Source organism: Vibrio sp. 070316B, assembly GCF_013114115.1.
GTDB classification, from domain to species: Bacteria; Pseudomonadota; Gammaproteobacteria; order Enterobacterales; family Vibrionaceae; genus Vibrio; species Vibrio chagasii_B.
In genome coordinates this window covers 123,518-146,712 of sequence record NZ_VTYC01000007.1, presented here as the reverse complement: position 1 = coordinate 146,712, position 23,195 = coordinate 123,518, and the positions used below count along the sequence as shown (strand labels likewise).

Below are 23,195 nucleotides of genomic sequence, written 5' to 3'. Positions count from 1 at the left end.
TAGTGAGCCAATTGTGGCACTGATAGCGTGGAAAAGTTTATTGCTATTGCGTACAACACAACGGGGTTACTAGTAATCCAACGAAATGTTTATATACAAAGAACTTTCTTTCTAGCCGGAATCGAGTCTAAATCAAATCAGGGGATAGTCAATCGAATACATAGGGAAAGGTTGCAGAAACTTGGAGGTAGTCAAACTTTGCATTCCTTAAATATCATGTAGTTACAGTTGTATGGTGATTTCTTGTCGTTTTTGTGAAAAACATAGGTATGTTTGATGACAAAATTAGAGTCGTTGCACGGTTTTGGTACGTTCTGCTTTGAGACAAGAAAGCCGTTAAACTGCTTTGAACCCCAGTATTTAACGGCTTCATTTATAAAATCATTGTCGAATATTGTCTTCTCGTATAGGAGCTATTCTTACTTTTTCAGTCGATAAAGGTTGCCGTTGTCAGTGCTAAAATAAATGTCCCCGTTTGGTGAAGTTTCTATGTCTCTTATTCGTTCACCTAACTCTTCTAGTAGGCGCTCTTCTTTTATTGCCTCACCTTGTTCATTGACCGTCACCACATTGATATGAGTAAGCTTAAGTGCCCCCGCTAACAGTTTCCCTTTGAGTTCAGGAAACTTATTCCCTTGATAAACCACTAAGCTGCCAGGTGCAATTGAGGGGATGTAGACCTTTTTAGGCGCTTCGATGCCTTCTTTGGTTTCCGAATCACCAACGCTGATAGGGCCCCAATACTCTTTACCATGTGATGTGACAGGCCACCCGTAGTTGGCTCCTGCTTTTATTAGGTTAATTTCATCACCGCCACGAGGGCCGTGCTCAATAGACCAAAGCTTTTGACTTGGGAAATCATAGAAAAGTCCTTGTGGGTTGCGGTGACCGAAACTCCAAATCTCGTCGAGAACCTTGTCGTTATTTACAAATGGGTTATCGCTTGGTGTGCTCCCGTCAGCATTCAGGCGCAATATCGAACCAGCATGAGTTAGGGTGTTTTGACCGTTGTCTCGGTCACCACGGTCGCCAATGGAAAAGTACAGGTGACTATCGTCAAAGGTAATGCGGCTCCCAAAGTGACGACCTGTGTCAGTTCTCGACTTGGAAACAAACACATCTTGCCAATTGGACACTTCATTGCCTGTGTATGTAGCAGAAGCGAGTGTCGTTACGCCTTCGCCATCGACGTCTTTACTGTAGGTAACATAGAACTTATCTTCTTCGAAAGGTGATAGCGTGATATCCAACAGACCACCTTGTCCTTTTGCCCATATATTAGGGAGCCTGAACAGCGTGCTCTGGTCACCCGTTTTTAAATCAATGTGTTTAATAACGCCTGCTTTTTCTGTGAGAAGCATAGAATCGTCATTGACATAAGCTAGACCCCATGGGATTACGAGACCGTCTGTGATCTTCTCAGCTTGCCAAGCAAAAGCCGTTGTTGAGGCAAGGGGACCAGACACAATAAGTGCCAAAGCAGAGGAGAGAATGCGGTGATAAGTGTTCATTGAAGTCCCTTCAGTATTACGATCTAGTGTTAGTCTAGCGTGTGTCAGCGACAGGCGGAAAGTTAAGGAGTGTGAAAAGTGACTATTCACATATTTAGTTCAGTCAGTATTGTATGATTATACAAGCTCACGTATGTTTACCCTGCCATACTCTAATTGATCCTTTCGGAGCACCATGAATACCACACCTGCAACATTCTCTCTATTTTTTACACCTCAATGTTGTTTGGTTGATATTCCAAGCCTTTTAACTACGTGTACCACATCATGAGCCGTCGATTTGATTTTAAGTCGATCTTACTGGCGTGTTTGGTCATCAGTATCGGCCAACTCAGTATGGGTTTGGTGTTTCCGTCTTTACCTTGGATCGCGAAGGATTTTGATGTCTCGCTAGAGCAAGCTCAGCTTCTGGTGAGTGTGTATTTGTTGGGGTTTGGTCCATCTCAGTTTATTTATGGACCTATTTCAGACGCTCTAGGGCGTAAAAAAGTGCTGCTGAGTGGTTTGTTGCTCGCCATGCTTGGCCTGTTGATGATCATCTTCTTCAGCCATTCATTTACCAGTATGGTACTGGGTCGATTCCTGCAAGGTTTAGGAACAGGTTGTTGTGCGGTGCTTGCTCGCGCTTCCACAAGAGATAGATTCAGCGGATCTGACTTACCATTGGCGATGTCTTATATCGCCATGGTAGCGTCTATTACTCCCCTGATTGCGCCTGTTATCGGTGGGTTTATCAACTTCCACTTTGGCTGGAGTATGGTATTCATCTCGTTACTTGGGTATGTCTCATTGGCTTGGGGGGTATTGGCGTTCAAATTCAAAGAAACCGTCACTCAGTTCTCAGCGATTCCCTCACCGAAGAAAATGGCGTTGCAATACAAAGAGCTACTCACTTCTCGCTACTTTATGAGCTTTGCAAGCATTGGCTGGCTTAATTTTAGTTTGATGATCACCACTGTGTCGGTGATGCCGTTTATCATGCAGAACCAGATCGGCATGACGTCTGACGAGTACGCGATGTGGGCGGTGATACCTGCATTGGGTATGCTAGGTGGTACCAGCTTGTGTAACCGTATCCGCCCAATATTAGGCAATAAGAAAACACTGTTATGCACGCCTGTGCTACACATCTCAGCTGCGTTGTGGCTTTTCTTTTGCCCACTTGAGCCTTTATATCTAATGATTGGTCAGTTTTTAATGATACTCGGTAATGGTATTGCGCTGCCTTGTGCTCAAGCTTTGGTGATGCTGCCTTACAAGAAGAATGCAGGCGCGGCGGCTGCGATGTCGGGCGGTGGTCAAATGGTTGTGTCTTCGATTGTCAGTATGGGGCTGGTTAAGCTTGGCCTAGGAGAGGCATGGCATTTATCACTGGTCATTGCGTTATTCACTGTGATTACGTTGTTTAATATCCTTCGAGGTTTTAGTAGCCAAGAAGCCAGAGACGCACAGCTTAGCTAGTCAAATTAGCTAGCGAACTCAAATTAAAAAGGCCATTGAAGTGATGAATTTCAATGGCCTTTTTAATGTTCAGCGTTTTGGTTTAAATTGCCAGAATATTGGCTATTCGCAGACCACGGCGACTTTCTCGCTTGCGGCTGTTTTGGCTGGAACCGGGTGGTCGATCAGTCTGATCGGGGACTCATACAGTGCAGACAGTGCTTGTTCATCAAGTAACTTATCGGCGCTGCCTTCAAAGGCAATCTGACCTTTCTTCAGAGCAACGATGTGTGTTGCGTAGCGCAGTGCAAGGTTCAAGTCGTGAAGAATCACGATAACACCAACGTCTTCCTTTTTGTTCAGCTCAGACAGTAAACCCATCAGTTGGAATTGGTGATGAACATCCAGTGCTGATGTTGGCTCATCGAGGATCAATACCGGTGATTGTTGAGCAAGCAACATAGAAACCCATGCACGTTGGCGTTCACCGCCGGATAAATCGTCCGCTAACGCCTGTGAAAACTGAGCAACGCCTGTTCTCTCCATCGCTTGTTGGATGATGGATTTGTCTTCAGAGTTCCAACGACCTAACGCGCCTCGCCAAGGGAATCGCCCTAAACGAACCAGTTCTTCCACTGTTAAGCCTGCAGAAGCTGGGAGCTTTTGCGGCAAATACGCAATCCTCTTTGCTAAGTCTTTGCTTTTTAATGAAGAAAGAGATGCGTTGTTTAATTCAACAGTGCCGTAGTCTGGTGACATCTGTCCTGAAAGCAAGTTAACCAATGTCGATTTACCAGAGCCATTGTGACCAAGAACTACCGTAAGCTCATTGGTCGGGATGGAAAGCTCGTCAATTGAGAGAATGGTTCGATCATCACGAACGATTTTGATGTTTGAAAGCTGAAACATGTAAGTCCTGTCTCTAGACCAATAAAGCTGCTCAATAATAGCAGCCTTATTAGTCTCTAAAAGCAGCTTTACTGGTCTTTAAAAATAGATGGTGAAATTAAACGGTTTTCTTGTTGTTTGGGTGTCTAGGACAATCGTCACAATATTTACCGGAGTCGCATTTGTAGACTAGGCAGCAGCTGACTCTAATCAGTTTAAGCATTCCAGAATCGGAATCGACCTCTAGGCTGTCTAAGTGACTCTCAGGTAATTGGCATGCTTCTAACCAAAGCTTAGCTTGTGTAGTGATGTATTCGTTGGTCAGGCTGGGCTCATGTTGCTGTAATTTGATCAGACTGCCTAACAGTAGATCCGCCAACAAATGGTTAGTAAAGCCAGGGCGGATGCGTGTCCATTCACTTATTTGGCTGCGATAAAACTCAGTAAGTGCAAGTATGGCTTCGCCCGCTTTAGGTATCAATTCCTCAGGTGAGCCGTGTTGATGATCACCATTAAAGAATCGGTATCCTGCGACGAACTCTTTGTACCTAAACTGACCGATATTCTTAATATCAGGCAGCGAGTGAAGGCCGTAGATAGAAATGAAGGTCACATAGATGGGTTGCCAGCAGACTAGATCCCAAGTTCGGGTTAACCAATAAGCTTTGCCTGCTTCTGTGTGATCTTCCGCTAATCCATCGTAAACACGTTTGATCTCGATATGGCTCTTATCGTTTGTCATTGCGATGCTTTTGCTGCTCAGAGAGCCATAACTTCCGCTTAGATAAGGCGTTATTTGTTTTGAGTAAGCGAAGATTTTCTGGTGCAGGGAGGGGGCTCTGCGACGAGTGGCAATATTGTGCAGCTGGGAAAGCATTTTAAACCATTAAATGATAATCAGTTGCGTTATCATAGCGAACCTCATTGACGATAACCATACAAAATGGTGCATCTCTTCAGAGAACTCTTGGCTTGAAAAATTTATAAATTGAATACGCCTTGGCCATTATTGAGTGATAAAAGTCGCTTTAAATGTTAAAAAGTATTCCTGTATAGACTTAATTGTTACCACTATCGAGATTATAAAAGCGTGACTATGAACACTCCTGCATTTGACCGTATCAGCCGCGTATTGGCTTATATCCATGCGAACCTTAGCTCGGCACTATCGCTAGAAGATATTGCGAAACAGAGCTGTTGGTCTCGCTGGCAGCTGCAAAGAGTGTTTCAAGCTGAAACGGGACTGACCGTGGCAAACTACGTGAGGGAGCTAAAGCTAAGCCAAGCGGCTGAAGAACTGTTGGACAGCAAAAAGCGAGTGATCGATATCGCACTTGAACTCGGATTCAATTCAGAAATTAGCTTTAGTCGTTCTTTTAAGCAGATGTTTGGCTCCAGCCCCAGTCAGTATAGAAAAGCGGGCAAAAGAGCAGGGCTTAGAAAACCGATACAAGTATCTGAAACGGTAAGCGCTGCTGATAACGGCCCACTCAGTTTTGTTGAGGTACGCATTGATGAGAGAGAGTCATTCCTTGTTAAAGGTATTACCTCAGAAATAAGTGGCTTGTTTTCACTGACACAAGATTTTGCAGAGAAAGTCCCTCAATTGTGGTCGCGCTTGGAAGACGAAGTGAGCCAGCCAGACGATAACGCACTTCAGTTTATTGGTGTTATTGACCTTACTCAGTCTTGCTTTGATGGTACCAATATTCACTATTGGGCGGGAGTAGAGCTTAATGATGAGATTTCAATTCCTCAATTGCCGAGCATTATCTCTGATAAGTTAGACGTATTAACCATTCCAAAGCAAACCTATGCCGTGGTCAAACACTGTGGTCCGATTGAGAACCTTAGACACACTCTGAGTTGGTTTGTACTTAACTGGCTACCGAGTTCTGGCTATCGAGGTGTCGATGGTTATGAGCTCGAAGTATACCCATTAGCCTATCAAGCTCATGCCACAGATGCAGTTATGGAATACTGGGTTCCCATTATTAAATCGTAGTCATATCTGTGTTTTACGTATTCTTTGTAAAGCCTCTTACTCAATAAGGTCAATTGTGTTTTTAATCATCAATTGACCTTTTTTCGTTATAAATCGGCCAAGTTCTTTGTGAACTTGCACCAAATTGTTAATTATCCCTTTTATAGATACATACAATGCAAATGAGATTTATTACTATTTACAATAAGCATTGGTACCGAGGGAATCATGACCACTCACACTCGTTTTAAGTATTCATCACTTGCAGTTGCATTGCTCACTGCATTTTCAGCGCAAGCGTTGGCGGAAGAAACCGTTACAGCGGCAGATTCGAATGTAGAAACTGTCACAATTATGGGCAAAGCGTATCGTAATACCGCGACTAAGTCGGCACTTGAGCCAGAAGAAACGCCTCAAGGTATTACCGTTATTGGTGAAGAACAGTTAGAGCAACGTGGTGTTCAATCTCTGAATCAAGCCCTTCGTTATGCACCGGGTGTTGTAACTGAAAACCGTGGTAGCTCGGTAGCAATGTTTGACTCTTATTCCATTCGTGGTTTTAGCACGAATAACGTTAACTACTACGATGGTCTTTCGCTTCAATTCTTAAATGGTTGGAACCTACAACCACAGATAGATCCGATTGCAATGCAGCAAGTCGAGATCTTCAAAGGGCCTACTTCTGTACTTTATGGCGCGATGCCACCGGGTGGTATGGTGAATATGATCGCTAAAGCGCCACAAACGGAACCGTCGACTAAAGTTGGCGTTGCGACAGGCTCACGTAATTTACAAGAAGCTTCGATCGATACTACTGGTCAGTTTGGTGATAGCGATTTTTCTTACCGTTTGATCGCACTTGCTCGTAAGCAGGACAGTCAAGTTGATAATGCAGAAGAAGAGCGTTACCTAATTGCTCCTTCTGTGGACTGGCAAGCAACAGACAGTACGTTGATTAACTTCAACCTGTACTACCAAAATGATCCTTCAATGGGTATCAACTCGTCAATGCCACTAGACGTGTTGAAAGCAAGCGATCCATCGGTTTCTATGGGTGACAAGAACTGGAGCAAATTTGAGCGTGAAGTTCTTATGGTCGGCTATAAAATCAACCATGAGTTTAATAGCAATTGGACATTCCTACAGAACGCTCGCTATACCGATGCTTCCTTATACCAAGAGAACACTTATCATGTGAGTTACGACCCAAGCACACCTAATCAGCTGGATCGTTACTTGTACTCTACCGATGAGAGCTTTAAAGGGTTTGTTATTGATAACCAATTGAGCGGTATTGTGGATGTTGGCTCAGTAGAGCATAACTTGTTGCTTGGTATCGATTACCAAGATCTAGACGGTAATGTTAACTACTCATCGTACAGTGCGAATGGCAGCGGGTTTAATAGCTTTGATCCATTGAATCCGAACAATGATCTACTAGACCGCAGTGATGTGACTAAGACGGGTGAATATCTAGATGACACGACGTCAAGCCAGCTGGGGTTCTACGTTCAAGACCAAGTTCGTCTGGATGCATTAGTACTGATTGCCGGTGCGCGATTTGATCACTACAAATCTGAGAGTGATTACTACGCCCATGAATCTGATCACAAGCAGTTCACTTACCGTTTAGGTGGTTTGTACCAGTTTGATAATGGTTTAGCACCGTTTGCAAGCTATGCGACGAGCTTTGAACCAGCTCCGGGTGTTGATAAATCAGGCAATGAGTTTGATCCAGAGAACGCACAACAAGCAGAGATTGGTGTGAAATACCTGTCTGACGATATGTCGAAAGAAGCAACGGTTTCTTTATTCCATATCGTTAAGCAAGACATGTTGATGACAGACCCGACTAACGTTTATGGCCCAAGAATCCAAGTGGGTGAAGTGGTATCGCAAGGTGCGGAACTATCAGGACGTTGGTTCGCGACAGAAAGCTTCGATATTGCGGCTGCATACACGTATGTTGACATGGAAATCACTGAAGACTCTAGTAACGGTTTAGAGGGTACGACACCGATCTATGTACCGGAACATACGGCTAATGTGTGGGCTAACTACAACGTATTTAACGGCATGCTAGCGGGTTCTCGATTCAGTGCAGGCGCTCGTTACGTAGGCGAAATGCAAATGGATGCAAGCAACACGCAAGGCAAAGTACCGTCTTACACGGTTGTTGATTTGTCGGTGGGTTATGATTTAGGCGCAGCCAGCGACACACTATCTGGTGCAACTGCTAACCTAGCGGTGAACAATATTTTCAACGAAGAATATTACGCGTGTTACGACCAATCGAACTGTTGGTTCGGTGCTGAGCAGTCTGTAGAGCTAAGCGTGAACTACGAGTTCTAACTAAGTTAGAGTCTTAATAAAGCAGCCTCACAAGGCTGCTTTTGTCGTTTGAAGAAATATAGAATTTAGATTAAGTAGGCAAATATATGAGCTTAAAATCAATAGCTTCTCATTTTTCTAAAGTAAAAAATATGAATACAAAACTCGTTCTAACGATGTTAGCGAGTGCTTTATCGTTTAATGCAATGGCTAATTACCAAGTTGAAGACAGCGAGGGGGTTAAAACCCTTGAAGCGCAACCCGTTAGAGTGGCAGCACTGAACTGGGACATTGCTGAACAAGTGATTGAACTCGGTATAACCCCCGTCGCAGCGCCTGATATTGCAGGGTATAGCGATTGGGTTGTGCAACCTGCGATACCAGAAGGCGTGGCGGATATTGGTACTCGAACTGAACCTAACTTTTCTGCACTTAAGAAGCTCAACCCTGATGTGATTCTTATCGCTTCACCCCAGAAAGATCTTCATGAACGACTTTCTGAAATCGCCCCCGTGCTTTACTACCAAACATACAGCGAACAGCACAGTAATGCTGAAGCTGCTATTGAGAACTTCAAGAAGATAGGCCAATTGCTTGGTAAAGAAGAACAAGCGAACAAGAAACTCGCTGCGATGGATGAGCGTCTTGATGTTCTTAAGGCTGCACTAGATAAAGCGTATCCGGGAGACAAGCCGAAAGTGACATCTTTCCGGTTTGCGAGTACTAATTCGGTTTACATTTACGGTGATAACTCGATTCCTCAATATGCGCTTGAGCAGCTAGGCTTCGAAAATGCGATGGATCTTCCTGTGAGTCAGTGGGGCATCAGTCAAAAGCGTATGACTGAGCTTAAGAACGTTAAGGGTGGCATTGCGCTGTACTTTGAACCTTTCCCATATCAAGACAAGTTAGATCGCTCTCCGGTTTGGAAGAGCATGCCCTTTGTTCGCGATGGTCAATTTAGCCCTGTAGCAGCAAGTTGGAGCTACGGCGGTGCTATGTCTATTTTGTATAACGCAGAAGCTATGGCGCAATCGTTGTTGACGCTAGCGGAGCAGTAATGAAATCCAGTGGTTTGATGATGGGAGCGGCGTTATTTATCGCCGCCCTTATTCATTTATGGTTAGGGCAGTCGGAATTTGGCCCTATTGGTGAGTTGCTTCAACAAGCCTCACAGATCAGTGACATCGCTACATTCAACTCAATGGTTGATGATTCATTCGAGTTGATGGCATTAATCTATGTCAACTTACCTCGTTTAGTGATGGCGATTCTGGTTGGTGGAACACTCGGCACCATAGGTAGTTTGTTCCAACAGTTAACGCAAAACCGCATGATGTCTCCGCTTACACTCGGTACATCATCAGGGGCATGGCTTGGTCTGGTCATTCTGAATGTGGTCGCGCCGATGTTGGTTGCTCAATATTCGGTTTGGTTTGCGCTGATAGGCGCGCTGCTTGCAATGGGTCTGATTGTTTCGATTGTTGGCATCAAAAACATGAGCGGTTTACCGATTGTTTTGGCGGGCATGGCGGTTAACTTACTGCTGGGCGCATTCGCGACTGCGATTATTTTGCTTAACGACCAGTACGCGCAGAACCTGTTTGTATGGGGAGCTGGTGATCTCGGACAGAACGGTTGGGAACAAGTGCTTTGGCTTATGCCTAAGTTACTGCCAATCTTTGCTATTTTCCTGTTGGCTCCAAGAGTTTTGACTCTGCTTTCTATTGGCAATGAAGGGGCAGCAGCACGCGGGCTTGATATTGGCACGACCTTCTTTGTGTTAATGGCAATCGGCGTTTGGCTGGTTTCCGTGTCGATTACCTCGGTGGGTGTGATCAGTTTTATTGGATTGATTGCGCCAAACATCGCGAGACATTTGGGCTTTTTAAAGGCGAAATCTGAACTCATCGCAAGCTGCGTGTTAGGTGCACTGTTGCTTTGTGTGACCGACAGCTTGGCGATTTTCTTGGCGCAATGGTCTTTGGATATGATTCCAACAGGAACGGCAACCGCGGTGGTTGGTGCTCCAGCTTTGATCATTATTGCTCGCAAGCAAATGTCTGCTCAAGATCAAATGTTTTTCTCGATGCCTAAAGGGCCGAGGTCTATTTCACATTTGGCTTATTTCTTGTTGGGCGCGATGATCTTTGGTTTGTTGGCGTTAAGCACGCTGTTACAGCCATCTTCTGATTTGGGCTATTTTGTTATCCCAGACGCATTTGAATGGTCGATTCGCTGGCCGAGAATATTAACCGCAATATTCGCTGGTGGCGGCTTAGCGGTGGCGGGTGTGATTTTGCAAAGACTCGTCTACAACCCCCTCGCGAGCCCAGACATTCTTGGTGTGTCGGCGGGGGCGGTTCTGGCGTTGATATTCAGTAGCCTGTTTATGGGATACTCGATTCATTCGCTAAGCCCTTGGGTTGCTTTCTTAGGCAGCGCGATTGCACTCTGTATATTGCTATTTCTTGGCAAGAAGCATCAGTTCGCCCCTTCGATATTGATCCTTACTGGTATTTCTCTGACCGCGGTATTGGAAGCTTTGGTGCAATTCTCTTTAACGCGAGTGGGTGAGGGAAAATACACCTTATTGGCTTGGTTGGCAGGATCTACGTATCGTGTTGAACCTGAAGCTGCAATGATAATGGCTATCGTGATCACCGTTTGTATTGGCGTAGCTTTACTGTTGAGTCGTTGGGTGACATTAATTGCGACTGGTCGTCAGTTTGCAAGTGCAAGAGGGCTGAACATCAATATCGCCTATGTGGCTCTATTGTGTATTGTCGCGATTTTATGTTCGATGGTCACAACCACCATGGGGCCGGTCGCTTTTGTTGGTCTACTGGCTCCACATATTGCGGCGATGGTGGGTGCTCACTTGGTTCGTGAACAGATCATCTTATCGTTTTTGATTGGTGCGGCATTGATGTTATTTGCTGATTGGTTAGGGCAAGTGGTGGTGTTCCCAGCGCAACTTGCGGCAGGGACGTTGGTTTCCATTATTGGTGGCAGTTATTTCATTTTCTTGTTACTGAAATCTCGAACAACATAGCTTTTGCCCATGACCTAAAGCCACTGGTATTTAAAGCTACTGGCAATCAAAGCTATGAATAAAAAAGCAGTGAGTGGGGCGATCCATCACTGCTTTTTTGTTTGTGTCGTTTGTGTAAAGGGGGGAGGAGTTAAGCAACACAGGTCTCGCTTCTTAATGTGCAAGTTTGGCATATGTTAATAAAATGTATAACCTAAAGGTCTGACCACTCATAAGGTAGCCACCATGCCAAACCTCGATCGTATTACTTGTTCTATCGATGAAAACCAAATTGCGACGGTTGTGTTGAATCGACCCGATAAGCTGAATGCTATTGATATGGCAATGTTCCAAGGCGTGAACAACATGGTCAATAAGTTGAAAAAGAACACCGAGATTCGAGCTGTAATAGTGAAGGGCGAGGGACCTGATTTTTGTTCAGGGCTTGATGTGAAGTCTTTGCTGACCAGTAAATCTGGTGCGATGAAGCTTCTTTTTAAATGGCTCCCAACATTACCAAACGCCGCTCAACGCTTTTCATTGGGTTGTCGAGACATTCCATGCCCTGTCATTTTTGCGATTCATGGTCGGTGTTGGGGAGGCGGTCTGCAATTGGTCAGTGGCGGTGACTTTAGAATTGCTAGCCCTGATGCGAACTTCTCGATACTGGAAGCAAAGTGGGGGCTAATTCCAGACATGGGAGGCGCCATAGCCTTTAGAGAGCTGATGCGTAAAGATCACACCCTAGAAATGGCGATGACGGCCAAAGTGATCGACTGTGAAACCGCGAAAGAATATGGGTTGGTGACCAAGATTGCTGAAGACCCCTACTCTGAAGCCTATGCCTTGGCACTTGAGTGCGCGAATCGGTCACCAGATGTTGTCGCTGCTAATAAGAAACTCTACAACAAGACTTGGTGGTCAAGCCCGGGTATGGCTGTATTCTACGAGACCTGGTATCAGATAAAGGTTGGGCTAGGTAAGAACCGAGCGATAGCAGCACAGCGTGAAATTCATCCCGATAAGCCACGCTCTTACTTAGCAAGAAAGTTCAAATAACGCTTGTACAGGAATAATCGATATTCCCTTTGTTTATGGGGCTTTGCGGTAACCTTAGAGCAATTTAATGTCTAAGGCTAAATGAGCGCTCTGATGAACAAAACTTTTACTTACTCTCTAGCTGCCACTGCAATTTTTACGAGCTTAAATGCATTCGCAAGTGGCCTGTTTTTGCAAGAAGCTGTCGTTGCCAACGCTGGTACTACTGGTGCTGGCGACGGTGTTTACACTCGATCTGCAGCAGCGATGTGGACAAACCCTTCCACTATGTCTCACATGGGCGAAAGTAAGACGACCATCAACACCATGGCTTTCGATCTTGAGATGAAATATCAAGACAACGATGGTAACCCAGATGGTAAAGCTCATTCAGTCATGCCTTCATTTGGTGCGTTCCATGCTCATCAAGTCACAGACAAATTACACCTTGGTATCGCGCTTGGTGCTGTTGGCGGTTCTAGCCTTGATTACGGCAGTGAATGGGCGGGTGCTGCACTTTTAGAAGATATCACTCTCACTGCAATGCAAGTGAACCCATCACTAAGTTATAAGCTGAATGACCAGTGGTCAGTAGGCGCAGGTGTGCAATTCAGTTGGGCTGCATTTCAGCAGTCGACCTCTGGGGTTGCTGGATTTACAGCAAAACAAGATACTGACTGGGCATACGGTTATAACTTAGGTGTCATGTACACACCGACGGATAAGCTAAAGCTTGGAGCGAGTTATCGTTCTAAACTCGAGCACGAGTTTAATAATGAGTTAAGAGGGGTCGAAGATTTTTCTAACTCTCTAGCTATGGATCTTGCTTTGCCAGAGATTGTTGATGTTAGTGCAAGTTACGCGTTTAACTCACGACTCGATTTGTTGGCTAGTGTGCAATTACATCGTTGGAGTGAGTGGGATACAACAGTTCTTGATTTTGGTGTTGTTGGAAGCCCAATTAGTGGTGTTCCACTTGAACGCGATTGGGACGACGTGTGGAAGTTTGCGGTTGGTGCAGACTATCAATTGAATTCAGACTGGCGTTTAAAAGCGGGCTTTTCTTACGAGACCTCGCCACAAGATGATCCGTCAATGCAATGGGTTGACCTGCCTGTAGGTGAACAGTATCGCTACTCGGTAGGTGCTTCAACCTATTGGGATGATATCTTGATCGACGTGTTCTATGAGTACGCAGATTTGGGTTCAGTTGATATGAACCGAAGTGGACCAAAAGGTAGTACTTTGCTAAACGGCTCATTCGATGGCCGCATCCACTTTGTTGGTGTTAGCGCGACCTTCTAATGACACTACGTAATCTATTAATTGTTACTTCGGTAATACTGGGCTCAACGGGGACTTTGGCTGAAGAGAAGCACCCAGATGACCCGACTAAGATCGTAACCAAAGCTGGCGTTGCTTATAACGAAGATCTGCAGTTCTCTGGGTCTATTGGGCTTGATGAAGCGCGAATGATCAATGCTCGTGTTAACGCAGATGGCGAAGAGTGGCGAATAGGCGGCTCATGGCTGTTGCCTATGGGGATTGTCAATTTCAACTTTAGTCGCTCTGAGTATGATAACGATGCTTACAAGAACAACTACAGTATTGGTACGTTTATACCACTGAGCTATTTCGACATTGAGCCGTTCGGTTGGCAAATCTTCCCTATGGCTGGCTACAGTTATAATGATGGCGAAGTGGCGGTTTTCGATGATGATAACGTTGGCTCTGACTATGTATTGATGCCGAGTGCAACACACGGTGGTTACATTGGCGCGTTTGGCTTAAAAACGATTACGGATGAGTGGTCGATTATGGCCTTTGGTGGTGGTTCAATGGGTTCTGATGATTATTCAGGTTACTGGACTGGCGTCGGTGCTAGCTACAAGTTGAGTGATGCTCAATCATTCAACTTCTTCACTATCTTTGCTGAGGATGACTTCGGTGAAAATAACAGTGTTGGCGCTTCTTACACCTATGAATTCAAATAGTTATTCTCACATATCGTCTTAGATAAAAGAACTGAGTGTAGGCCCACTGATTTAGTTAATCTACACTCAGAACTTATCGCTTTTCTAGGCTCTTTCTAGTGTTGAAGCCGTGCTAGCAAGCCGCTTGGTAACGTTCAACATAGCTTTGCATTACCGCATTCATCGCTTTGGTGATATTGGCGTATTGTGCTTCCTCTAGATTCGCGAGAGAGACGCGCAGGGACCACGTTGGCGCATCAAATCCCGCACCTGGCATCACAATCACGCCATGCTCTTCGGCAAGGCGAACCAAGAAATCTAAAGGCTCATACATTTCCTCCAACCAGGTAAAGAAGCCTTCGCTATGAACGGTTTGAGCGATTTCTTTGAGATCAATTTCTACATAGTAAAATGCCCCTGTTTGATCGCCTCTGCGATGATCGGAGCGGCTAAGTTCTTCTCCATCAATGTATGGTAACGACGACGTACGATTTGCTTTGCTAAGCGCTTATAAATTTAATATTGAGAATTATTCGCATTAATTGATCTGAGCGAAAGAACCGATTAGATTGTGTCGTTAGTATTAGGAACAACATGATTTTTTTGAGGTATTTATGAGTACAGTCGTTATATGGGGAGCGGGGAGTGGCTTGGGCGCAGCAATGGTTGAGCACTTTCATCAGCAAGATTTTGAAGTGATTGCGATTGCTAGAAATCCAGAAAAGAACCCTCGCTTGGCTATTCTTGGCGTAACAACACTGAGCTGCGATGCGACCGACAAGCAACAAGTGAAAAAGACGGTGGCTGAGTTACCAAAATCGGCCTTGGTGGTTTCAAGTATGGGCAGTTTTAGAGCGGATGTTCCGGTTGACTACATTGGTCACCGACATGTGATTGATGCTCTGGAAACCAATGAAATCAAACGCTTTGTGCTGGTGACGTCTTTAGGTTGTGGTGATTCATGGCAGTACCTATCAGAACGCTCTAGAAAAGGGTTCGGCGCCGCCGTTCGTGAAAAATCGTTGGCGGAGGCGTGGTTAATGTCGAGCTCGCTGGATTACACGATTTTACGTCCCGGTGGCTTGTTAGACGGTGAAGCGACGGGTAACGGTGAGCTTTCTCAACAAGTGGAAGTGCATGGTGTGATTTACCGACAAGAAGTGGCTCGTCTTATCGAAACCTTACTGGCAAACGACGCGAGTATCGGGCAAGTGTATCAATGTATTGATCCTACGGTTAAGTATGGATAAAAGCCCGGTATTGCTTTCTGAAGGCATTCCTATCTAGTGAAAAGTTTTAAGGCCGTTTAGTCTCACTGAACGGCTTTTTTTGTTTTCTGTCCTCAACGACTTCCATTCTAAGTAAATGTTGCCTGTTTCTTATATGAGAGTGCCTCTCTCTTAATCTAGATTAAGTTTTGCCTGTCTTATTCTCTGTAGTATCCGCGCAATCAGCCTCACACTAGATGGGGCAATGGCGTAACACGATTAAATGAGGATTAGATTTGAGTACTTTGTTTGCAGAAACCCGCATTGGCACCATGACACTGAAGAACCGTTTTATGAGAAGTGCTACGTGGGAAAATATGGCGACTGAAGATGGTCATATGACAGATAAACTTTACGCTATCTATGAAGAGCTAGCTCAAGGTGAAGTTGGCTTGATCGTGACGGGTTACGCGAACATCGTTGAAGAAGAAAAACCGAATGCTGGCATGATGGGTATTTATAACGACTCGTTTATCGAGGAGTATAAAAAGCTAACTCAGTTGGTACATGACAACGATTCTAAAATCGTAATGCAATTGGCTTATGGCGGTACGAAAACCACGTATGACCTTGGGGAGCGAGTGATCTTCGCACCGAGTGAGGTTCCTGAAAAAGGGACTCAAACACTCGGTAAAGCAATGACCAAAGACGAGATCGACTATATTGTTGATGCGTTTGCTCAAGCGTCTTTGAGAGCACAAAAGTCAGGCTTTGATGGCGTTGAAATTCATGCCGCTCACACTTACCTAATTAACCAGTTCTTAAGCCCTTACTACAACCAACGCGAAGACGAATACGGTGGTAGCTTGGAAAATCGCATGCGATTCTTACTTGAGATCTATACGGCGACACGCAAGTTGGTTGGTGATGATTTCCCTATCTTGGTTAAGCTTACGGCTTCTGAGTTTTTCGAGGGCGGTGTGACCTTCGATGAAACGCGTTTGGTGTGTAAAAAGCTAGAAGAAGTAGGCGTTGATGGCATTGTCGTTTCTGGCAACATTCATGGTAAAGCCGACACCATGATTGGCGAGTCACACGACGGGTTTACTATCCAAGCTGAAGGTTACTTCCATGAATATGGCCACGCAATCAGCCAAGACGTCGATATTCCTGTTATCACGGTGGGCGGCTTAACGGATTTTGATGCCATTGAAGAAATCGCCAATAATACGGGTATCGAGTACTTTGCACTTTCTCGACCTCTGTTATCTGAGCCTCATCTAATCAAACGCTGGAAAGAGGGCGATCGAAGCCCAGTAGAGTGTGAGAGGTGCTCTAAGTGTCGTACTAAGCGCGGCAACTTCTGTGTGGTAAACAAAGATAGAAAAGTGCAGCTAGCTAAAATGTAGTTACTTAACCCATAGCTAAGCGTGAACCATAACGCTAAGCATGAATCTAAACATGAGCCTGTGTAATACCGCAGGCTCTTGTTTTTCTGACTCTACATGAACTGATATTTGAAACCTTATTAATCACATTTCTCTGTCAAATAAGTTGGAGTTAATGGGTACAATGGCTCTATTAATTTTTCAACAGAACTTTCCTCTTAGCCTGAGCATACTGTGAAATTACTTCCTCTTCTAAAGCAACCTCGAATCCACTGACGCTTCTTAGTTTTAGCGGCATTGCTATGATTTAAGTATGGCACTCACTGTTCACCCCAGCCTTTCTTGTGCCTATGGGGCGCTTGTTTGTGCATGTTTAGATCTTCAACGTCGAATCTTTTGATATTTAAACGAATAAAACTAATAAGTTAATTAGAGGTAGAAATGCAAAATAAGCATTGGTCTAAATTCGAATTGCTGCATGAGGTCGTCACCAATCCTAATATTCATATCAAGGGTCAACACAGCTATTACAGTGATTGTTGGGATAACGGATTTGAGCGCTCAGTCGTCCGTTATCTGCACGGTGACGAGGTCAGCCGCCAGTGGGAGCCGCGTTGGGAAATCGATGAGCTCTACATCGGGGATTACGTCTGCATAGGAGCCGAGGTTGTGATCCTTATGGGCGGCAATCACACCCACCGAATTGATTGGTTCTCTTTGTATCCATTTATGGATGTGATCGACGAAGCCTACATCGGCAAAGGTGATACTCATATCAAAGACGGGGTTTGGCTAGGGATGCGTGCCATGATCATGCCGGGCGTGACCATCGGAGAAGGGGCGGTTGTCGCTGCGAACAGCGTAGTAACCAAAGATGTGGAACCGTACAGTATTGTTGGTGGTTCTCCCGCGAAGTTAGTTAAACATCGCTTTGATAAGTCAGTTATCGAAGAGCTAATCTCAATGAAGATATACGACTGGCCACCAGAGAAATTTGAATCATTGAGACAGTATTTGTGTGATTCAGATTTATCTAAATTAAAGCAGGCAATCACTGATTATGACAAGGGTTTGTAAGGGACAACTAAAAACACGGGTTTACGTATAAAGATCTTTGTCATATTTATCTTGAAAAATACGTTAAATCAGTTCGTTACCTTGCAATACCCAACATGGTGTACCAATCTTATTTCATAAGCATGGATAAGGATTGTGTATGCCAGTAACGTCAGTAAAAAACAAAGGGGTAGTAAGGAAAGTCTTACTGCCTTCTTTACTTATTAACCTCTTGTCATTAGCCGTTCCATTAACGGTTCTCCAGATCTACGATCGCATTCTCCCCAATCAAAGTTATGGTACGGCCACGCTGCTTTTAGCCGGGGCGACACTAGCCGTAGCCATGGAAGCACTCATACGTTTTGTTCGCACTTGGCTTTTGTCTGCGGCGGCCAGCAATACAGAAAAAGCCACTTACCAAACTTTGGTTGAAAGGGTGACCACTGCATCATCAGGACACCTTCGTAAGCTAGGTGTGGGCGGTGTTGAAGAGGGATTAGGATCGGTATCCAAAGTTAAGGATTGGTATTCTGGTGGAATAATCTCTGGCTTTATCGACTTGCCTTTTGCATTGATCTTTCTAGGGCTGGTGGCTTATATCGGCGGTGAATTAGTGGCGATACCTGTGGCAGTTTGGCTCATTACGCTTGGTATTGTTTGGCTGTCTTCTATCCGCGTGAAAAGTTTAAGTGAAGAAGCTTCTAAAGATGAGAAGGAGAGAAAAACCTTCTTGATTCTTCTTAGCCAAACCATTCAGGGTATTAAACGTCAGGCTGTTGAGTCTCGAATTTTTAATCAGTTTAAATCGCTTAATAATGTCCGCTCTCAATCCAGAGCCAAAGAAGAAGAACAGAACGCCTTCGCTCAAGAGTGTATTCAGCTTGCTGCACTCGCGACTTCTGTTTTGTTGGTGATTACCGGTAGTTTGTGGGTATTGGATGGTCAATTAACCACGGGTGGGTTAGCAGCATGCTCCATCTTATCGGGTAGAGCTGTGGCGCCTCTGAGTGCTCTGGTTGGGGTTCGAATCAAGCTTAATTCAATCCATAGTGCTAATCAGGCAATAGAAAAGTTACGAGACTTATCACTGTCTGAGTCTGCCAGTTCTGAGCTTAGTATCTCTGACTTTGAGACTTTAGAAATCAAGCAAGCTACCGTTGAAAGATATGGTGAATTCGCTAGTGCGGATGTGACGCTAAATAAAGGCGAACTGGTGCTGTTAGAGAGTGAAGATCGCCACACCAATAGTCACTTGCTGTCTTCGATTGCAGGGATTGATGATTTAGCCGCGGGTGAGTGCTTCATTAATGGTGAAGCCATTTCTATTGCATCTGTCGCTCAAGCTACAGCTTACTGCGGGGTTAAAGGGCAGTTAGTCTCAGGTACAATTCTGGACAATTTGTGTGGATTTGATCCTGAGAGAACACAAAGCGCCAATGATTACGCTGTGCGCTTAGGATTAACCAAAGAAATTACCCGTTTACCTGATGGATTAGAAACACAAATTGGCCATACAAGTGCTTCGTTGTTGAGTATGGGCAATATTAAAATGCTCAATATTGCGGCTCAATTGGCGAGTGGCAAGCCCGTTATTATGATAGAGAGACCGGATTCGTCACTCGATCTCAATGCTCTCGGTAACCTTGTTAAGGTGCTGGAAGAAGAAGTGACGGCAGGACGGACGATACTGATGGTGAGCTATCATTCTAAACTTCGCGAATTGGCTAATCGAATCATTACAGTGGAAAGTCGAACTATTGCGGTCGACAGCGAGAACAACCAGGAGGCTATCGTATGAATCGTTTAGATGCTAGCAATCATGCAGATACGAATGGTCGAAAAGAGGTGATGAACCATTTAGAAAATGAAAGCCTTTCTGTCCTTAAGCAGCTGGAAGTGAATGCTAATATTCAGTTGTTCGCACATCAATGGGTCGATGAGAATAGGATTGAATCAATCGACGATATGTTTGCCTTGTTCGACAGGCTTGCATTGCCCTATCGCTTGGTTGCCAACCTAGATGAAGTTGGTGAACACAAATTAGTATTACTGGTGCTTGGCGAACATGAGTTGGTCTCTGGTCATTTGGAATCCAAACAATTTGTCTCTTATAACGCCAATGACGACATCACCGATGTCCCGCAGTTTTGCATCGTTATCGAAGGTCCACCATTAGAGAAGGCATCTCCTGATTGGGTTGGCGAAAGGTTACATGCGTTTCGTCCCATCATTCCTAAATTGTTGTTGGTCAGTTTTATCACCAACTTGTTTGCACTTGCCGTCCCCTTCATCACGATGTCGATTTATGACCATGTGATTGGCGGTGACGCAGGACATGAACTGCAAGGTATCGCCATTGGTGCCGCCTTGTTGTTTGTGATGATGGGTTGGTTAAGAACATTGCGCAGCCGAGTGTTTGCTTCAGTTTCAAACCGGGTAAGTCGTGAGATATCTCAATCCCTCGTGCAACGTCTGCTTCGAAATAGCTATGCTCAAAATCAGCAAACAGCCTCTTCTAGTCAACAAAACCAAGTGATGTTATCTGAGCGTATTTCAGGTGTGTTATCAGGACCACTCGGTAATGCGCTGTTTGATCTGCCATTCATTCTAATTTTTGTACTTGCGATAGGTGTGTTAGGTGGGTGGTTAGTACTGGTTCCAATTGTCTCTTTGGTTCTGTATTACCTGTTAGCTAAGCGCTCGATACGTTCGAGTAGTAAGCGCTCAATGCAATCGACGGTCGCGGGCACTAATCGTCAAAATATGACTAATGAGTTGTCGTCCAAGCTTGCCTTTATTCGCAGTGCTGGGTTTTCAGAGCACTGGATCCAACGTTTCCAAAAGGCCAATCTGCTTGCCTCTACAGTGACGTTCAATCAATCGGTTCTCCAAAGTCGATACACATCGATTTATTACTTTATCGGAGTGGGCTCAACATTGGCTGTTATGGGCTTAGGAATTGGACTTATTTTCGAACAAGTGATGACGCCCGGTGGCTTGATTGCATCAATGATGTTGATTTCCAAAGTGACTGGGCCTGCGCAGGTGTTGGCCAACAGTGCGATGCGTTTTAATAGCTTTAATCAATCTAAGCTGCAGGTAAATCGTATTCTGTCTCAGCCGTCTGAACGTGAATTCAGTTACCAGCATCATCCATTGCCAACTGTTGCTCCGAACTTGAAGTTAGATCAAGTGACTCTCCGTTACCCTAAACAGAGTCGCCCTGCATTGAATGGGGTAAGTTTTGATGTTGAAGCGGGCGATATTGTGGCGATTACAGGCCCTTCAGGCAGTGGTAAATCGACATTAATTGAAGTGTTGTCTGGTTTACAGCCTATCCAAAACGGTATGGTCGAGCTTGAAGGCGTTAACCTCGTTCAATACGACCCACAGCTCTATCGTCACTGGTGTTTCATTCGCGCAGCTTATCCCGACTTACTAACCTTGAGTATTCGTGAGTGGTTGAGCGATGGGCATAAAGTTGAAGAGCAGAAAATGATATCAGCCATTGATATGGTTGGCGGCAAGCGATGGTTCTCCACGTTACCAGATGGGTTGGATACCTCTATCAGCAGCATCCAACCGGATAGCCTGTTTGACATGTTGTCAGGCACTGTCGCTCAGATCCTTATTGACGCCAAAGCTTTGGTTTATGACTACCCGATGTTCCTAATGGATAATCCGGTGCCTGATGGCCATCCCAATGCAAAACGTGTATTCGGTGAGTTCTTGGCGATGAAGAAAGGAAAAGCAACGGTGATCTATACGTCGCATGATCCAGACTTGATTAAGCTCGCTGATAAAGTCGTGGTGTTAGACGAGGGTGCTGTGGTTTATGCAGGTCCTCTCGAGCAGCCATCAGAGTCTCAAGAGCAGCAGTTATCTGACACACAAGAATTACCAAAGCAAAAAGTAGAGTCAAAGCAAGGAGTCGCTAATGGCTAAAAAATCTATCGAGACTGGCAAGCGTTACGGCGAGCTTGTTGAATCACAAAATACAGCTCGAACATTGGCGCTGGCGACATGGTCAGTTGCCTTGTGTGTTATCGCTTTTGTCACTTGGTCTGTGGTCACTCAAGTGGATGAAATCGCAAAGGCAAAGGGTGCAGTGATTCCTGAAGGGGAAAAGCAAGTATTACAAAGTGCCATTGGCGGTAAGTTAAAGCAAATCCTTGTTAAAGAGGGGCAATTGGTAGAGAAAGGTCAGCCACTTGTTGAATTTGACGCTACCTTCCAGCGCACGGCTCTCGAAGAGTTGAAATCTCAACAAGTAACCTTGCTTGCGAGTATCGAACGTATGAACGCGTTACTGGATAACCGTGAGCCGAATTTTGGGGAGTTTGAAATTGATTTCCCGGAGATCGTTAGCCAACAAAAAGCTCAGTTAAATGCTCAAAAAGGGCTCTACTATCAAAAACGCATTGTACTGGAAAAGGACAGTGAGCAGATAGCAGAGCAGCTTCGTGTCGTAGAAAAATCTCTACCTAGCTATGACAAAGAGCTAAGTGCCACTAAGCAAGAGCTAAACATCTTGGAAAAAGGCTATAAGGCCGGGAACATCTCTCGTTTACGTGTACTTGAAATGCGCCAAAAGTTGGCGAGCATAGAGCAGAAAATTGAAGAAGCTCGAGGTAAGAAGTCGGTTCTGATTAAGCAGGCAGACAGCAATGAGCAAAAAATCGAACAACTTCTTGCTGAGGCTAAAGCAAAAGTCAGTGACGATCGATCCAAAGCAGTATCAGATTTGTCAGCTCTTAATGCACGAGTGCGTTCAAGCCAAGCGAAATTGACAAACACCATGTTAGTGTCACCGCTACAAGGCTTAGTACAAAGCCTGCCAAGTACGCAGAACGGCGGCGTTATTCAACCGGGCGGGACTGTGGTTGAGATTGTTCCTGTTGGCGGTAAAGCCGATTTTAAAGCTCGTTTATCACCGAGGGATATTGGTTTCGTGAACGTAGGCCAGCCAACTCGAATCAAGATTGATGCGTTTGATTACAGCCGTTTTGGTGCTTTAAAAGGGGAGGTTGAGAGTATTTCACCGACCACAAGCCAAAGTGAACGAGGTGAAATCTATTATGAAGTGGTGGTGTCTGTGGAAACGCCATACTTCCGTGACAACCCTGAAAGCTTCTCTATTCTCCCAGGCATGACGGGTGAGGTAGACATCACGACGGGCGAGAAGTCGGTATTCCAATACCTTTGGAAGCCAATCTACACCAACATCAGCGTTGCATTTGGAGAAAGGTGACTCGAAGAATTACAACCATTCTTTGTTCAGAACGATACAAGAAACAATCATTAAAAAGGGAGCACATGGCGTGCTCCCTTTTGTTTTATTTCA

The 23,195-nt window shown here is 44.9% G+C and carries 17 protein-coding genes and 1 pseudogene; 14 read left to right on the top strand and 4 right to left on the bottom strand.

Annotated features, from left to right (window positions below; translation table 11 throughout):
- Positions 1-419: 419 nt before the first annotated feature.
- Complete coding sequence (locus F0251_RS08375) at positions 420-1,511, bottom strand: PQQ-dependent sugar dehydrogenase (protein ID WP_171730773.1); 1,092 nt, start codon at positions 1,509-1,511, stop codon at positions 420-422.
- 267 nt (positions 1,512-1,778) lie between these two features.
- Here F0251_RS08375 and F0251_RS08370 point away from each other — a divergent pair, with 267 nt between their 5' ends.
- Positions 1,779-2,972, top strand: coding sequence for a multidrug effflux MFS transporter (locus F0251_RS08370; RefSeq protein ID WP_171730772.1), 1,194 nt, complete (start codon positions 1,779-1,781; stop codon positions 2,970-2,972).
- Between the two features lie 102 nt (positions 2,973-3,074).
- Here the strand turns inward: F0251_RS08370 and F0251_RS08365 are convergent, their stop codons facing one another.
- Positions 3,075-3,860, bottom strand: a complete 786-nt coding sequence (locus tag F0251_RS08365) for an ABC transporter ATP-binding protein (RefSeq protein WP_171730771.1) — start codon at positions 3,858-3,860, stop codon at positions 3,075-3,077.
- Positions 3,861-3,957: 97 nt separating this feature from the next.
- On the bottom strand, positions 3,958-4,716 hold the full coding sequence (locus F0251_RS08360; protein ID WP_171730770.1) for a siderophore ferric iron reductase: 759 nt from the start codon (positions 4,714-4,716) through the stop codon (positions 3,958-3,960).
- Positions 4,717-4,935: 219 nt separating this feature from the next.
- On the opposite strand from F0251_RS08360, the gene F0251_RS08355 reads away from it, so the two are divergent.
- From F0251_RS08355 to F0251_RS08325, 7 genes are all read left to right on the top strand, one after another.
- The gene (locus F0251_RS08355) at positions 4,936-5,844 is read left to right on the top strand and encodes an AraC family transcriptional regulator (RefSeq protein ID WP_171730769.1); all 909 of its coding nucleotides are present in this window, start codon (positions 4,936-4,938) and stop codon (positions 5,842-5,844) included.
- 207 nt (positions 5,845-6,051) lie between these two features.
- Entirely contained in the window at positions 6,052-8,175 is a 2,124-nt protein-coding gene (locus F0251_RS08350; protein WP_171730768.1) for a TonB-dependent siderophore receptor, read from the top strand.
- Positions 8,176-8,306: 131 nt separating this feature from the next.
- A complete protein-coding gene (locus F0251_RS08345; RefSeq protein WP_253820298.1) occupies positions 8,307-9,215 on the top strand; it encodes an iron-siderophore ABC transporter substrate-binding protein in 909 nt (302 codons plus the stop codon).
- Positions 9,215-11,209 carry a Fe(3+)-hydroxamate ABC transporter permease FhuB gene (fhuB, locus tag F0251_RS08340; protein ID WP_171730766.1) on the top strand — a complete coding sequence of 665 codons (1,995 nt, stop codon included), beginning with the start codon at positions 9,215-9,217 and terminating at the stop codon, positions 11,207-11,209. The genes F0251_RS08345 and fhuB overlap by 1 nt, the downstream gene beginning before the upstream one ends.
- 225 nt (positions 11,210-11,434) lie before the next feature.
- Positions 11,435-12,247, top strand: coding sequence for a crotonase/enoyl-CoA hydratase family protein (locus tag F0251_RS08335; protein ID WP_171730765.1), 813 nt, complete (start codon positions 11,435-11,437; stop codon positions 12,245-12,247).
- A 93-nt stretch (positions 12,248-12,340) separates the two neighbouring features.
- Entirely contained in the window at positions 12,341-13,531 is a 1,191-nt protein-coding gene (locus F0251_RS08330; RefSeq protein ID WP_171730764.1) for an OmpP1/FadL family transporter, read from the top strand.
- A complete protein-coding gene (locus F0251_RS08325) occupies positions 13,531-14,220 on the top strand; it encodes a hypothetical protein (protein ID WP_171730763.1) in 690 nt (229 codons plus the stop codon). The genes F0251_RS08330 and F0251_RS08325 overlap by 1 nt, the downstream gene beginning before the upstream one ends.
- A gap of 112 nt (positions 14,221-14,332) precedes the next feature.
- Here F0251_RS08325 and F0251_RS08320 read toward each other — a convergent pair.
- A pseudogene (locus F0251_RS08320) lies at positions 14,333-14,712 on the bottom strand (aminotransferase class I/II-fold pyridoxal phosphate-dependent enzyme); the annotation flags it as partial.
- Between the two features lie 101 nt (positions 14,713-14,813).
- Between F0251_RS08320 and F0251_RS08315 the strand changes: the two are divergent.
- The 6 genes from F0251_RS08315 (at position 14,814) to F0251_RS08290 (ending at position 23,102) form a co-directional block, all read left to right on the top strand.
- Positions 14,814-15,449, top strand: a complete 636-nt coding sequence (locus tag F0251_RS08315; RefSeq protein ID WP_061030799.1) for an SDR family NAD(P)-dependent oxidoreductase — start codon at positions 14,814-14,816, stop codon at positions 15,447-15,449.
- A 254-nt stretch (positions 15,450-15,703) separates the two neighbouring features.
- Positions 15,704-16,816 (top strand): NADH:flavin oxidoreductase, encoded by a 1,113-nt coding sequence (locus F0251_RS08310; protein ID WP_171730762.1) that lies wholly within the window; start codon positions 15,704-15,706, stop codon positions 16,814-16,816.
- A 420-nt stretch (positions 16,817-17,236) separates the two neighbouring features.
- Positions 17,237-17,872, top strand: a complete 636-nt coding sequence (locus F0251_RS08305; RefSeq protein WP_171730761.1) for a CatB-related O-acetyltransferase — start codon at positions 17,237-17,239, stop codon at positions 17,870-17,872.
- Positions 17,873-18,011: 139 nt separating this feature from the next.
- Positions 18,012-19,649 carry an ABC transporter transmembrane domain-containing protein gene (locus tag F0251_RS08300; protein WP_171730760.1) on the top strand — a complete coding sequence of 546 codons (1,638 nt, stop codon included), beginning with the start codon at positions 18,012-18,014 and terminating at the stop codon, positions 19,647-19,649.
- On the top strand, positions 19,646-21,796 hold the full coding sequence (locus F0251_RS08295) for a peptidase domain-containing ABC transporter (RefSeq protein WP_171730759.1): 2,151 nt from the start codon (positions 19,646-19,648) through the stop codon (positions 21,794-21,796). Before F0251_RS08300 ends, F0251_RS08295 begins: the two co-directional genes overlap by 4 nt.
- Positions 21,789-23,102, top strand: a complete 1,314-nt coding sequence (locus F0251_RS08290) for an HlyD family type I secretion periplasmic adaptor subunit (RefSeq protein ID WP_039975270.1) — start codon at positions 21,789-21,791, stop codon at positions 23,100-23,102. Before F0251_RS08295 ends, F0251_RS08290 begins: the two co-directional genes overlap by 8 nt.
- Positions 23,103-23,195 lie beyond the last annotated feature (93 nt).